At 64.8% G+C, this 13,725-nt stretch carries 11 protein-coding genes and 1 tRNA gene; 7 read left to right on the top strand and 5 right to left on the bottom strand.

From position 1 onward, the window contains the following. Positions 1–3 precede the first annotated feature (3 nt). Positions 4–651, bottom strand: a complete 648-nt coding sequence (locus ACWEIJ_RS26555; protein WP_112270441.1) for a response regulator — start codon at positions 649–651, stop codon at positions 4–6. Positions 652–1,092: 441 nt separating this feature from the next. Between ACWEIJ_RS26555 and ACWEIJ_RS26550 the strand changes: the two genes are divergently transcribed. Next, the gene (locus ACWEIJ_RS26550) at positions 1,093–4,293 is read left to right on the top strand and encodes a penicillin acylase family protein (protein WP_449839941.1); all 3,201 of its coding nucleotides are present in this window, start codon (positions 1,093–1,095) and stop codon (positions 4,291–4,293) included. 64 nt (positions 4,294–4,357) lie between these two features. Here the strand turns inward: ACWEIJ_RS26550 and ACWEIJ_RS26545 are convergent, their stop codons facing one another. Together ACWEIJ_RS26545 and ACWEIJ_RS26540 are read right to left on the bottom strand one after the other, a co-directional pair. Further along, complete coding sequence (locus tag ACWEIJ_RS26545) at positions 4,358–5,092, bottom strand: FkbM family methyltransferase (protein WP_449839940.1); 735 nt, start codon at positions 5,090–5,092, stop codon at positions 4,358–4,360. 10 nt (positions 5,093–5,102) lie between these two features. Beyond that, positions 5,103–5,954: a hypothetical protein gene (locus ACWEIJ_RS26540; RefSeq protein WP_449839939.1), complete on the bottom strand. Its 852-nt coding sequence runs from the start codon at positions 5,952–5,954 to the stop codon at positions 5,103–5,105. 151 nt (positions 5,955–6,105) lie between these two features. On the opposite strand from ACWEIJ_RS26540, the gene ACWEIJ_RS26535 reads away from it, so the two are divergent. Both ACWEIJ_RS26535 and ACWEIJ_RS26530 read left to right on the top strand, forming a co-directional pair. Further along, positions 6,106–6,181: transfer RNA gene (locus ACWEIJ_RS26535), tRNA-Arg, on the top strand. Positions 6,182–6,318: 137 nt separating this feature from the next. After that, positions 6,319–7,896: a tyrosine-type recombinase/integrase gene (locus tag ACWEIJ_RS26530; protein ID WP_449839938.1), complete on the top strand. Its 1,578-nt coding sequence runs from the start codon at positions 6,319–6,321 to the stop codon at positions 7,894–7,896. Here ACWEIJ_RS26530 and ACWEIJ_RS26525 read toward each other — a convergent pair. Beyond that, positions 7,871–9,157, bottom strand: a complete 1,287-nt coding sequence (locus tag ACWEIJ_RS26525) for a hypothetical protein (RefSeq protein WP_449839937.1) — start codon at positions 9,155–9,157, stop codon at positions 7,871–7,873. The genes ACWEIJ_RS26530 and ACWEIJ_RS26525 overlap by 26 nt on opposite strands. A gap of 50 nt (positions 9,158–9,207) precedes the next feature. Here ACWEIJ_RS26525 and ACWEIJ_RS26520 point away from each other — a divergent pair, with 50 nt between their 5' ends. The 4 genes from ACWEIJ_RS26520 to ACWEIJ_RS26505 all read left to right on the top strand — a co-directional run bounded on the left by ACWEIJ_RS26520 (position 9,208) and on the right by ACWEIJ_RS26505 (position 11,639). After that, positions 9,208–9,516 carry a hypothetical protein gene (locus ACWEIJ_RS26520; RefSeq protein WP_449839936.1) on the top strand — a complete coding sequence of 103 codons (309 nt, stop codon included), beginning with the start codon at positions 9,208–9,210 and terminating at the stop codon, positions 9,514–9,516. Then, positions 9,513–9,761, top strand: a complete 249-nt coding sequence (locus ACWEIJ_RS26515; RefSeq protein ID WP_449839935.1) for a hypothetical protein — start codon at positions 9,513–9,515, stop codon at positions 9,759–9,761. Before ACWEIJ_RS26520 ends, ACWEIJ_RS26515 begins: the two co-directional genes overlap by 4 nt. 125 nt (positions 9,762–9,886) lie before the next feature. Next, positions 9,887–10,774 (top strand): DUF5753 domain-containing protein, encoded by an 888-nt coding sequence (locus ACWEIJ_RS26510; protein ID WP_449839934.1) that lies wholly within the window; start codon positions 9,887–9,889, stop codon positions 10,772–10,774. Further along, the gene (locus ACWEIJ_RS26505; RefSeq protein ID WP_449839933.1) at positions 10,767–11,639 is read left to right on the top strand and encodes a helix-turn-helix domain-containing protein; all 873 of its coding nucleotides are present in this window, start codon (positions 10,767–10,769) and stop codon (positions 11,637–11,639) included. The genes ACWEIJ_RS26510 and ACWEIJ_RS26505 overlap by 8 nt, the downstream gene beginning before the upstream one ends. Before the next feature lie 845 nt (positions 11,640–12,484). Here ACWEIJ_RS26505 and ACWEIJ_RS26500 read toward each other — a convergent pair. Beyond that, positions 12,485–13,564: a hypothetical protein gene (locus ACWEIJ_RS26500; RefSeq protein ID WP_449839932.1), complete on the bottom strand. Its 1,080-nt coding sequence runs from the start codon at positions 13,562–13,564 to the stop codon at positions 12,485–12,487. Positions 13,565–13,725 lie beyond the last annotated feature (161 nt).

Below are 13,725 nucleotides of genomic sequence, written 5' to 3'. Positions count from 1 at the left end.
CCGCTAGGCGATCAGGCCGCCGCGGTAGGCCACCAGCGCGGCCTGCACGCGGTTGACCGCGCCGATCTTGCCGAGCACGGACGAGACGTAGCCCTTCACCGTCGCCTCCGACAGGTGCAGGGTGCCGCCGATCTCCGCGTTCGACATGCCCTGGCCGATCAGCACGAGCACCTCGCGCTCGCGTTCGGACAGGCTCGCCAGCAGCCTGCGCGCCGGCTCGGCCATCCGCTCGCCGTCCGCAACGGCTGCCAGCACCCGTGCCGCCACACCGGGGTCGAGAACCGCGCCACCGCGCGCGAGGTCGCGCACGGCCTTGACGAGCTGTTCCGGTTCGGTGTCCTTCAACAGGAAGCCCGACGCACCGAGTCTCAAGGCTTCCGAAACGTATTCGTCGACGTCGAACGTGGTCAGGATGCAGACGCGCGGAGAGTCCGGCAGGGTCCGCAGCCGCCGCAGCGCCGCGAGCCCGTCCGAGGTGCGCATCCGGATGTCCAGAAGGACCACGTGAGGACGGTGCTGGCGCGCCAGGTCGGCTACCAGGTGTCCGTCATCGCATTCCGCGACGACCTCGATGTCCCCGACGCTGCTCAGGATCATGCGAAGGCCGGAACGGACGAGATCCTCGTCGTCGGCCAGCAGAACCTTGATCACGACGCCTCCCGCATTGGCGTTCCGTGCTCCCACATGTGCGTGATCTTCGCGTACGCACGCCGAAGGTCACGTTAATTCTCAGTTATCTCATCATGTGGTAACGGTTTTTCGAGATGACGGGCGCCGTTCACAGTTACCGGAATTGCGCGAGGACTTCGCTGCGCAGGCATGCCACCAGGGCTTAAGGGTGGTCGTCGAGACCCTGCGTGACCAAACCCGAGATTCTCACTTAGTGGAATGTTGAACCAGAAACACAGATACGACCGGACGAATCCGATTGCGATTTTCGTTTCTACCCATATGAGGACTTGATGGACTTCTGAACCGATACAGTACCTTCGGGTAGGTCACGAAAACGCGAAGCTCTTTCGCAATAGCGTTACCGGGAAGTAACGTACGTCACAACAGACCCCTGCCCTGCTCGGAGAGGAGCTTCGCGCCATGCGGAGAGCCAATCCGGTGACGTCCCTGCTGGCGACCGCCGCCGTCACCGCCTCCCTACTTCTCGTCCCGTCCGCGGCCCAGGCCGAGGACGCGCGAACGTCCGCGTTCGCCGCGGACGACTACTGCCTCGGCCAGTGCGGTGACATCGTGCCGCCCGGCAACAACGGCAACGCGACCTTGGCCGAGATCCTCGCGCACAAGGCGTTCGGCACCAGGCCCGCGCACTCGGCCGACCAGCTCGGGAAGTACGACGCGCTGTCCTCCGGCTACGGCGGCCTCACGAACGACCAGCTCACGAACTTCTTCAACGACTCGTCGTTCGGCGTGCCGTCCGACCAGGTCGAGAGCACCGTCAAGCCCCGCGCGGACGTGACCATCGTGCGGGACAAGAAGATCGGCATGCCGCACATCACCGGCACCACCCGGTCCGGCACGATGTACGGCGCCGGCTTCGCGGCCGCGCAGGACCGGCTGTGGCTGATGGACCTGTTCCGCCACCTCGGCCGCGGCCAGCTCTCCGGTTTCGCCGGTGGCGCGCCGTCGAACCGGACGCTGGAGCAGAGCTTCTACAACCAGATCCCGTACACCGAGGCCGACCTGCAGAAGCAGATCGACACCGCGGCGGCCAAGAGCGGTGAGCGCGGGCGTCAGGCGGTCGCCGACGTCAACGACTACATCGCCGGGATCAACGCCTACATCACGCAGTCGGTGTCGGCGCGCAACTTCCCCGGCGAGTACGTGCTGACCGGGCACGCCGACTCGATCACGAACTGGAACGACATCCAGCCGTTCAAGGCGACCGACATGGTCGCGATCGCCTCGGTCGTCGGCGGCCTGTTCGGTGCCGGCGGTGGCGGCGAGGTGCAGTCGGCGCTGGTGAAGCTGGCCGCGCAGAACAAGTACGGCGCCGCCGTCGGCGAGCAGGTGTGGCAGGCGTTCCGGGCGGAGAACGACCCGGAGGCCGTGCTGACCCTCCACAACGGACAGTCGTTCCCCTACTCGGCCTCTCCCGCCTCGCCGCAGGGCGTGGCCATGCCGGACTCCGGCAGCATCACGCCGGAGCGGATGGTCTACGACGAGGTGGGCGGCACCGGTGCCTCCGTCGCCGTCGCCTCCTCGGGTGATGTGGCGAAGGCTCGCGGCATCTTCAAGGACGGCGTCCTGCCTGCCGATCTGCTGAACAAGAAGCACGGCATGTCGAACGCGCTGGCGGTGTCCGGTGCGTACACCGACACCGGCAACCCGGTCGCCGTGTGGGGTCCGCAGACCGGTTACTTCGCGCCGCAGCTGCTGATGCTGCAGGAGCTCAACGGACCCGGCGTGCGTTCGCGCGGTGTCTCGTTCGCCGGCGTCTCGATGTACGTGCAGCTCGGCCGCGGCGTCGACTACTCGTGGAGCGCCACCTCGTCCGCCCAGGACATCACCGACACGTACGCCGTCGAGCTGTGCAACGCGGACGGTTCTCCCGCCACGAAGGCTTCGACGTCGTACCTGTTCCACGGCTCGTGCCTGCCGATGGAGCGCCTGGAGCGCAAGAACGCCTGGAAGCCGACGGTCGCCGACGGCACGCCGGCGGGCTCCTACACGTTGGTGATGTGGCGGACCAAGTACGGCCTGGTGACGAGCCGTGCCACGGTCGGAGGCAAGGTCGTGGCGTACACGACGTTGCGCTCGACGTACATGCACGAGGTCGACTCGATCATCGGCTTCCAGGAGCTCAACGACCCGTCCGCGATCCGTTCGGCCGCGGACTTCCAGCGCGCGGCCAACGACATCGGTTACGCGTTCAACTGGTTCTACGCGGACTCCCGTGACGTCGCGTACTTCAACTCGGGCCTCAACCCGATGCGCCGGTCCACTGTGGACCCGAACCTGCCGACGTGGGGCCGTCCCGAGTACGAGTGGGTCAACTGGAACGGCGACGAGAACATCGCGTCGTACCTGCCGTTCGCCGGCCACCCGAACTCGATCAACCAGGACTACTACATCTCCTGGAACAACAAGCAGGCCAAGGACTTCACGTTCGGCGGCTTCGGCCACAGCGCCGTGCACCGCGGCAACCTGCTCGACGGCCGGGTGCGTGCCCTGGTGAATTCCGGCCAGAAGGTCACCCGTGCCTCGCTGGTGAAGGCGATGGGCGAGGCCGCGGTGGCCGACCTGCGCGCCGAGCAGGTGCTGCCGGAGATCCTGCGGGTGCTGGAGTCGGCGCCGCTGGACGCGACGCTGGCCCCGGTCGTGCAGAAGCTCAAGGACTGGCAGCGCTCCGGTTCGTTGCGCAAGGAGACGGCGAAGGGCAGCAAGACCTACGCCAACGCCGACGCGATCAGGATTCTTGATGCCTGGTGGCCGCTCCTGGTGCAGGCCGAGTTCAAGCCGTCACTGGGCGACGGGCTGTACGACGCCCTGGTGAACGCCGTCCAGGTCGACGAGGCACCTTCCGACCAGCACGGCGCCGCACCGCACAAGGGCTCCTCGTTCCAGTACGGCTGGTGGGGCTACGTGGACAAGGACCTGCGCCAGGTCCTGGGCGACCCGGTCCAGGGCGCGTTCCCGCAGACCTACTGCGGTGGCGGCACGTTGTCCGGCTGCCGCACGGCACTGGCGGACTCGCTGAAGCAGGCCGCGGCCAAGCCGGCCAACCAGGTCTACCCCGGTGACGCCGACTGCGCCGCCGGCGACCAGTGGTGCGCCGACACGATCATCCACCGCGCCATGGGCGGCATCACCCAGGACAAGATCAGCTGGCAGAACCGCCCGACGTTCCAGCAGGTCGTGCAGTTCCCGTCCCACCGGGGCCAGAGCACCGCGAACCTGACCGCCCGTGCGACCGCGTCCGCGTCGTCCCACGAGACGGGCTGGAACAACCTCCCGCCGCAGAACGTGCTGGACGGCAACCTGTCGACCCGGTGGGCCAGCGACTGGAGCGACGACCAATGGATCCAGGTCGACCTCGGCTCTGTGCAACAGGTCGGTCGCGCTGTGTTGCAGTGGGAGTCGGCCTACGCGAGCGGCTACCGCATCGACGTTTCCAATGACGGCACGACTTGGCGGAACGTTTTCTCCACAAGTGCTGGCGACGGAGGCGAGGATGTCGTAGCGTTTGCACCACAGGACGCGAGATACCTCCGAATGACGGGTACCCAACGGGCCACTCGTTACGGATACTCCCTGTACGAGCTTGAGGTCTACAGCTTGTAGGCCTTCGAGATGAGGACGCCGATCCACCCCCAGGGGTCGGCGTCCTCTACTTATTCCGGCACCTTCACGCCCTGAACAGGTAGTTCCTGATCTCGCCGCCGATGGTGCCCGTCGGCACCCACCGGTTGTCCTGCCAGGTGCTCATCCGGTACCCGCGCTCCGTCAGGAAGTCCGCGACGTCCTGCGCCCGGTACCCGAACCGCTCGACGTGCCGTTCCTCGATCTCCAGCAGCAACGCCGGCTTGAACCGCTCGATGGTCTCCGCGCCACCTTCGAGCACCCGCAGCTCGGCCCCCTCGACATCCGCCTTGACGAAGTCGAGCCGCGTGATCCCGTTCGCCTCCACGAAGTGGTCGAGCGTGTCCGTCTTCACCACCACGTCGAGGTGCTCGTCGAACTCCTCGTTGGACCCGAGCCCCTTGGCCCCCACCGTGAGGAACGACCGCCCGGTGACGGGACTCCCGTGCCGCACCGGCACGCTCATGACCTCGCGCCCCTGCCCGTTGCCCAGAGCCACCGAGTGCCGCCGGATGTTGCGCCCCTCCCGAGGCCGCAGCACGTACGACAGCGCCGGATGCGCGAACACCAACGGCTCCACGCTGTGCACGGTCCCTTGTGGACCGACAAGCCTCGACAACGTGACCGTGTACAGCCCCAAAGCCGCCCCGACGTCCACACAGACGTCTCCAGCCTTCACGATCTTCCGGAGCCCGATCAGCTCCGGCTCGGCATAGGGCGTGAGCCGGGCGAGCGCCCGCAACCCGGCAACCACCGCGGCACTGCGAAGTTCGGTCAACATCCGCCTGAGCCTAGACGTGCCCGTTCGTGTGCTGCCCGTTCGCGTGCGGTTCACCCGCGGGCAACCCGATCTGGTCGGCGAACTCGGCAGCCACCCGCGAGCCCCCGTAAACGCTCAACGCCTTGGCCAGGTGCCGGCGAAGGTCCTTCCGATGCGAGTCCTCAAGCTCGGGCAACGCCCGCTCGACGCTGCTGACCAACGACTCGGCCCAGTGCTGCTCAGGTTCGAGCTGCGCGATCTTGACCAGCTCAGCGAGGTGCCCGGACAACTTGACCGCCTCCTCGACCTGGTACCCGTTGCGCTGCAACCACCAGATCGTGGCCGTGCCGACGTCCGTGAGCACCTCGTCCCGCAGGTACCGGATCTCGGCCCGCTCCACGTCCCGCTCGGCCAGCTTGAACGTGGAGTTCCGCAACAGCTCGACGTGCTTGCGAGCCATCTCCAGATCACCCTCGTCAACGGTGACCCTCACCTGCTCGGCCCGCGCCCACACATGCGTACCCGGAACCTGCCGTTCAGCGGCGAGCTCATCCCCCAACTGGTGCTGCAGGGCGGCGTGGTGCACCAACATCGCCTTGCCGCTGACCTCCTTGGCCCGCTGCAGAACGTGGTGAATGGCCGCACTGCGCGGCGAGTTGTGCCGCAACCCGGTGGCCAGGTCCAACCGCCACACCACCGTGAACTTGACCTGGAAGTCCAACCCGTACACCGCACTGGGCAACGGCGTCTCGAACTCCTGCTGATGACTGCTCGACGGCGGCACGAACGTGAAGTCCTCCGCCCGGCGCGGCACCCGCCGACGCCACCAAGCCTTGAGGGAACCAAGCGGTCCAGGACGGAAGTCGGGCCAAGGTCTGCTCACGCCCTCTCCCTACCTGACGATTCTGCCCGGCAGAAGGTGGCCTGCCTCACTTCCCTCCAACGGCCGCAGGCGTCTCACCTGGCCCCTCACGGTGCGTGAGCGGGGGCGCTGGTCAACTCGGTGGCGCGTGCCCGCTAGACTGCTGTCGCCAGCCCTAGTAGCTCAGGGGATAGAGCATCGGTTTCCTAAACCGTGTGTCGCAGGTTCGAATCCTGCCTGGGGCACCACCTTTCGCCGGGTGAACGAAAGAGCCTCTGACCTGCTCAAACAGGTCAGAGGCTCTTCGCTTCAGCGGCCACTGAAGATGATCGACGCCTGATCTCGTGGTGCCGCGCATGGTGCGAAGCGGGCGTACGGTCGCACCATGACCAAGCGCAAGGCAGGTCCCAAGGACCGCGAGCGCGGGCGGATCGAGGTCCTGCCGAGCGGCTCGCTGAGGGTGGTCGTGTACGCGGGAGTCGACCCGCTGACAGGTCTCCGGAATTACCGTCACGAGACGATCCCGAAGGACACGCCCAATCTCTGGGACGAAGCCGAGAAGACCAAGACGCGAATCCTCAACGAGATCGATGAACAGCGCAGCCCCCGCACCAAAGCGAACGTGAACACCCTCCTCGACCACTACCTGAAGAACCTGGACGTCAAGCGGAACACGCGCAAGGGTTACGAGGGGTACATCAACAACCACATCCGTCCGCTTGTGGGCGATCTACCGGTGGCGAAGCTGGACGGCGAAGTGATCGACTCGCTTTACGCGACCCTCCGCCTGTGCCGTACCCACTGCGGAGGCCGGAAGTTCATCGAGCACAAGTCCGAAGAGAAGAACCACGACTGCAAGAAGCTCGACTGCCAGCCTCACGAGTGCAAGGGGCTGGAAAAGAACTCCGTTCGCCAGGTTCACTTCTGCCTGAGCGGTGCGCTCGACTGCGCGCTTCGCTGGGGCTGGATCAAGGTCAACCCTCTTGCCCAAGCGAAGCCACCAAAGCCGGTCAAGCCGAATCCGAAGCCGCCTACTCCCGAACAAGCGGCAGCGATCGTCAATGAGGCGTTCAAGGACCTTCCGTGGGGAATGTTCGTGTGGCTCGCGATGACGACCGGCGCGCGACGCGGTGAGGTCTGCGCTCTACGGCTGGACCAGCTCGACCTGAACAACGCGGTTCTGTCCATTCAGACGGCTATCGCGCAGGACGGCGCTGAAACCTGGGAACAGGACACTAAGACCCACCAACAGCGACGCATCGCGCTCGACCCGGAAACCGTCGGACTTCTACGGGCCTACATCGACCAGCGGAAAGCCGAAGCAGAGATCGGCGGAGTCAAGCTCAAGCGGGACGGACGCGTCTTCTCGTCGTCAGTCGATCACAGCACCTGGCTCAAGCCGGACACTGTCACGCAGCGATACCGGCGTATGTGCGAACGACTCGGATGGAAGATGAACATCCATCAGTTGCGCCACTACTCCGCCACGGAGCTAATCGCCGCAGGTGTGGACGTGCGCACCGTTGCCGGCCGCTTGGGACACAGCGGCGGAGGCGCTACCACGCTGCGCGTTTACTCTGCCTGGGTCTCGGAGGCGGACCAGCGGGCAGCCGGGAACATCGGTACCCGGATGCCCAAAGCGCCGATCAAGGTTTCCGAGTCTGGCGCTGTGACGACAACGCTGGAACCGACGGCCGACAACCCATATCAGAAGATCTACGCAGATCTTCGAGGCGCGATCAAGTGCGGCGCACTGCGCCCAGGCGACCAACTTCCTACGGTGGTCGAGCTGAAGAGCCGATACGGCCTGTCTGCCGGAACCGTCAACCGCGCGATTGCCGAGCTGAAAGCCGAGGGACTCGTTCACGCGAGCCGTGGCAAGCGGGCCGTCGTGCTGGCTCCGGGCGAAGAGCCAGACATTGCCGAAGTCGTGAGCATCAGCCGGAAACGAGCAGCGAAGTAAGCCGCTTACGTTGCCGCTGAGATCCGATCTGCGTAGCAAGTAGCCGTGCACGCTCCGCGTGTGCGGCTACTTCGTGTTTCTCTCCCGTGGCGGTGAAGACCTGCACCAGGTCAACCCTGAGCGCCGTTTCCGCTCGCGTGAAGGTCGGATCGAGCCGACTCAGGACATCGGACAGCACCTCGACGGCTTCTCGCGCACCGAGCCGAGCAAGCGCGCTGCCACGCCAACGCGCGAGGTGCGTTGAGTCGAACACCAAGTACGGCGTCTCCGAGTTGTCGATACTGGCGGGCACCGAACGCAGTGCGTCATCAAAAGCACGCATGCAGACTTCGCGCTCTCCGTTCGCCGCGCACGCTTCACCGTAGCCCGCGGTGAGCCAAGCGAAGAGCAGTTCGGGGACCCTCCCTTTGGCGATTGCCCGCGCGTAGTCCGTCAACTCGACGGCCGCTCGCACTTCGCCGATGTCGAGCAACACAACAGCCTGCCCTGCACACGCATAAGCTTCGAGCGCTGGCGAGCGTGCTTCACGTGCTGCCATTCGAGCCGTGTTGTAGTGGTCCCACGATTCACTGACGAGTCCCTGATCGAGCGACTGCCAACCAGCAAGAGCGGAAGCGTCGACGAGAACTTCGGCAAGACCCGACCGGATCGGCTGGCTGAGCACGTCACGCATCGCTCGTTCCATCTGACCTATCTGGGCGCGAAGCTCGCCGAGCAAGGCGGATGCGCCCAGTCGGCGATCAATCACGCGGGTGATGTCGAGCTTCTGCCTAAGGAGTCCGACCGTCTCCATGTCCAGGTTCCGCCCTGCGGCAATCCTGGCCTGCAATCCCAGGTCATCATCCGTGGCGACCGGAACGGCGTCGGGCACAGGTTCGAGCAGCCGTTCGATCGGCACGCTGAGCATGCCTTCGAGCAGACGGCGCGTTGATGGCTGAGGAAGACCGAGAGGCTTGCCATCGGCACGACGGCCAGATGCGAACCGCTGGACATGGCGCGGACTTATCGTCGCGCTCAACCCGTGCTCGCGCGCAAACCGCTCGGCTTCTTGGCTGAACTCCTCTGCCGTCTGCCTTCGCTGGCGCAGCAGCTCGCCGAACAACGTCCGTGACTGTCGCTGTCGATCTCCTGAATCCATCGGCTGACCTTCCGTCTCACTGATGTCAGCGCCGATCAGTATAGGTCGCGAAATGTCGCCGATGGTCGCAACCAGGTCATTCACACGAAGTCCGCCACCGGAGACGCTGATGTCTGCGGTCACGTTCTTCGGGAGGACGGTGGACGATCATGGTGTGGGATGCAACAGGAGTCGTGCTGTTCGTGGTGTGGCTGGTGCTACCGCTCGTGTACACGGTGGCACTTGGCCGGAAGTACGTCCGACAAGCCCGAGCGGCTGCCCAGGAGGCCATGAATGCCGCCCACGAGGCTGCTTGGGCGAGTGCGGACGTTCAGGACGCGCTCGACCGCCTGGAGTCCCCACACGAGCCTGATGACGTTCCGGTCTCGCTGCCGACGGCGCGCACAGCAGACACTCAGGAGTTCCCCGCCATCCATCCGCCCGTGTCGGTCGGCAAGCACAGGCTTGAGGAGTCACGGCTTGCGGGAGGGGTCATCGCGTGACGCCCGACGACACCGAACTGATCACTGAGTTCGGGAAGATCTCCAAACTGATGCCAAACGTGCTGTTCGACCTCGTCATGGGCACTCTGACACCAGAGCGACAGCAGGAGTTCGGCGAGATTCTGATCGTGCTCGGAGAGCTTCTGGTCAACCACGCCGACGACCGCAAGCAGTCCGCACAACCGACGACGATTGACGCTGTCGAGGACCAGGCCACTGGGGTCCCCAAGCGGTTGCCGTCGTGACAAAGCCACCAGCCTCCGGGGCTCCGTCAAAACCTCGTCCAAGGCTGGTCAGGGAGAGCCGACGCGGCACGCGTCGCCGCGTCGGCTTCTCTCATCGTCTTTCGAACCACTGCAAGGAAGTTGGTATGCCCAAGCGGATCTCTACCGCGCGTGGTCGTGAGTTCGGTGCTGGCCTGAGAGCGGCGATCAAAGGTGCCGGTCTGACCTCGTGCGCGCTCGCCGACATCGTGGACTGGGACGCGGCCAAGCTGTCGAACGTGGTGAATGGCAAGGGTGGTGCCACTCAGGTTGAGGTTGCCACCCTCTTGGGTGCCTGCCGGGTCAAGTCGACTGAGGCAGCTCACCTGCTGGCGCTGTACCCGGAGACGCACATCCGTGGCTGGTGGCAGCAGCACGGCATGTACGCGCCTGCCCAGGTCCGGACGGCTGTCGAAAATCTGAAGCTGGCCAAGACACTGACGGGTTGGCACACGCACCTGGTACCGCTGTTTCTTCAGACAGTGGACTACATGTGCGAGGTGCTGCGCGCGTCCTCCACGATGCCGGCGAGTGACATTCAAGAGCGTGTACAGACGCACCTTGCGATGCAGAAGGCGCTGTGGTGCGGCGTGAGGTGCACGTTCCTCATCCACGAGTTGGCGTTGCATCTGCCCGTCGGGGGCGCTGAGGTGCACGCCGGGCAGTTGCTTCACCTGCTGCACATGGCGAATCGGCCGAACATCACGATCCGGATCTTGCCCGTGTCCTGTGGCGCGCACGCGGGCTTGGCCGGACCGTTCACGTACTTGACCTTCCCGAAGTACGAACCGCTGGTGTGGACGGAAACGGAGAACTCCAGTCTCTTCGCCGAGGCGGCGGATGCGATCAAGGGCTACGAGAAGGTCATCCGTGCGCTCGATGCGAGCAGCTTGGACGAGGACACTTCCAAAGCCCTGTTGGTCCGCCTGTGCGCCACCTCATGGGCTACGGAGCAGGACCGTCCGTCGAGGACGGAGACGGCCCGCGATGCCTAAGGGGTTCAAGTCCAGTCTTCTGAACCGTGCTGTTGCGCGTGCGCTTGCGTTGTGGCGCATGGAAAGCGGCTTAAGCCTGACCGAAGTGACCGCGCGCGTGCATTGGTCAGCGGCCAAGACTTCGATGATGCAGAACGGGCTGGTCCCGATCAGCGATGCCGACGTGATGGCGCTCGCGCTCGTTTACGGTATCGACGACGTCCAGCGAGAGCCGGTGTTCTGGGGTGCGCAGCGCGCACGTGACCCCCGCACGTTCAACCTGGTGACCGGCGGCGCGGCGCCCTGTGTGGAGTGGACGTACTCCGACGTCGAGGCTGAGGCGAGTTACGTGCGCGCGGTGGCGCTGGACGTCTTGCCGCCGCTGGTCTGGACACCCGAGTACTCGACCGCAGTTCGAGGCGAGCAGGTCCAGACGGTCTCTGAACGAGGTCACTGCGGTTACGACAATCAGCACCGTGCGCGGATGCTGTCGCAGCTTGACCAAGATCCAAGCTTGCGGGTGGATCTCGTTCTGGGGGAGGCGGTGTTGCGGCGGCCCGTCGGCGGTGCGCTGGTGATGGCCGACCAGTTGTTTCAGTTGGCGGTGTTCGCTCAGCTTCCCGGCGTGCGCGTGTACCTCGTGCCGGACAGTGCGGGTGTGGTCGCGGGGATGGCCTCGTTCACGGCGCTGTCGTTCCGTGAGGCGCAGTTTGACGACGTCGTCTACCTCGACTGCCCGCACGGCGGCGTGTGGCTTGAGAGTGAGGCTGAGCGGCGGCCATACCTGGAGTTGTTCGATCGGCTGATGTCCACGACGCTCACGGACGCCGAGACGGCCGAGCATCTTCACCGTGCGGCGCAGGACCTCAAGGACACCGCACGCTGACCAGCCGAAGACAAGCAGACCGCAATTTCGTGACTATTTTCGTGACAGTCTTGCTATGCTCGATCCGACCGTCACGAAACTAGTCACGAATCGGAGTGGTGAGCCGTGAAGTGCGTGGGATGCGGACAGCCGTTGCAGGCAGGGTCGAACCGTGGGCGACCGGCCCGCTACCACAACGCGGCGTGCCGTCAACGCGCTCGCCGCACTCGTGTCGCCACCCGGCATGGTGACGTGCTCGCTGCCGTGGCCGCTGTCGAGGCGGCGGCTGCCGAGGTGCGGCGGGCGGTACTGGCGGACGGGGACACGGAGCAGGCCGCACATCAGCTCACGCGTGCCGCTGCCGAACTCGCCCAACTCGTCCCGGTCACCACCACTGCCGTGACGGACGAGAAGCCACCCGTACCTCTTGTCACGAAACCTGTCACGGAAACTAAGCCGCGAACGAGTCGATCCAAGCCGCCAGCGCGTCCTGCCCCGCTGAACCTGGATACCGTCCGCCTCGAACGCTCATCGGACCCAACTCGGACAGGGTGGCGAGTCCTGGCGGGGGCTGAGGATGCACCAGTCTTGCTGGGATTCCTGGAACCGATGTTGTCGGTGACCGGTCGGCGTAGTAGTCGCTGGGAGGCGCAGACCGCCAGCCTGACGCGCGTGCACGGTAGCCCGTGGCGTAGTCGGATGGACGCTCTGGCTCACCTGGTCGACGACTACCAACGTGCCGCAGCACGGCCACGTCGGCGAACGATCACGTAGCGGGCGGATGGTTCGGTTTCATGCTCGGGAGCAGTGAGCGGATGTCCAGACACGACAGGTTCTACCGACACAGCGCCACAAGCGCGATCAGGTCACGTGATTGATACTCGATCCCAATTCAACCATCGGTTTCCAGAGCCGTCATACGAACGGACCCATAGCGTTCCATCGCGGCCGACAACCAAGCAACGCAGGCTGTTCGGACTCGTGGTGCTTCCGGCAACGTCGATCGCCTCGACTGGCGTATCCATCACCAACCAGTCTGACCAGGCATGTCCACGCTGATGATGACGATGACCGAGGTCTCCTGCATCACCGACTACGAACAGTTCCTGAAACTCAGCGAGCTTCCGAAATACCGAGACTGCGCGAGCAGGAGAACCAGGCCTCCCGCATCGCTCCCATTCAGTCCACTCCTTCCAAAACCACCGGTGCCAAACCTCGCCGTTAGTATCGACGGCCCAGTTCTCGAACAATCCGTCATCTTGGGGCGCGCACACGGTAACGTCTCGTGCGCCTGCGAGTCCTGAGTCATGCCACCGCGACCAGCCTCGCCCGTCCATTCGCCAGGCATGCAGCAGTCGGCCGGCATCTGTGACTACCATCAATTCACGGTGCCCCGGCTCAAGACTGGCTGACGCAACTCGCATGATTCGCCCGTGTTCGTTCCCGACAATATTGACCACTTGCCACGTCGACCAATGGCCGCGATCACGGGTACGCGTACGGATAGTGCCGTCACGATCAAGAGCAAAGTACTCGACAATCCCTTGACGCGGGACGACAGCAGCGACATCCCACGCGAAACCTTCCTCCAGTATCACTCGCCACGGCGTCCATATATTTTTGTCAGAGCAGGTTGCCGAAATAACCTTGCCACTCTCGGTTACCGCCAGAACATCCATCGCACTGTCGCCAGTATCGACCGCAGCGACTCTGGTGAGTTTCGTTGCCAACGCCTTACCAACACCTGCGCGGTGCTTCCAGATGACTGGCACGATGAACGCCAGCAAGACCGCAATTGTGAGCGGCCATCGCCAACGATGCACATCCTCCTTGTCAGCAAGCGAAGTCAACAGGTTGACACCTGCAGCCCCGATCAGGCCGAGGACCGCGAGAAGGACGTCACGCAGTACCCCATGTGCAGGCTTCGCCCCGGACTCAATCTGCATACATGTGGTTCGCACCAGCCCACGAAGCTGTTACGGACGGTTGGAGGCGCCGTTGGCGTGAAGCAGTGAGCGAGGGGAAGTCCCTTCAGACGGGACAGGTGAGCCGTGTGCCGCTCTCTCGCTCAGAAGGCGCGGCACACAGCCATCCTGGGGAGCTGTGA

This window comes from Lentzea sp. NPDC004789, from assembly GCF_053601075.1.
This window is presented reverse-complemented; position numbering and strand designations above follow the sequence as displayed.

Bases quoted from the DNA above. Each gene is read 5' to 3' on its own strand.
- ACWEIJ_RS26550 (WP_449839941.1), top strand. From the start codon at position 1,093: ATGCGGAGAGCCAATCCGGTGACGTCCCTGCTGGCGACCGCCGCCGTC.
- ACWEIJ_RS26545 (WP_449839940.1), bottom strand. From the start codon at position 5,092: ATGTTGACCGAACTTCGCAGTGCCGCGGTGGTTGCCGGGTTGCGGGCG.
- ACWEIJ_RS26530 (WP_449839938.1), top strand. From the start codon at position 6,319: ATGACCAAGCGCAAGGCAGGTCCCAAGGACCGCGAGCGCGGGCGGATC.
- ACWEIJ_RS26510 (WP_449839934.1), top strand. From the start codon at position 9,887: ATGCCCAAGCGGATCTCTACCGCGCGTGGTCGTGAGTTCGGTGCTGGC.
- ACWEIJ_RS26505 (WP_449839933.1), top strand. From the start codon at position 10,767: ATGCCTAAGGGGTTCAAGTCCAGTCTTCTGAACCGTGCTGTTGCGCGT.
- ACWEIJ_RS26500 (WP_449839932.1), bottom strand. From the start codon at position 13,564: ATGCAGATTGAGTCCGGGGCGAAGCCTGCACATGGGGTACTGCGTGAC.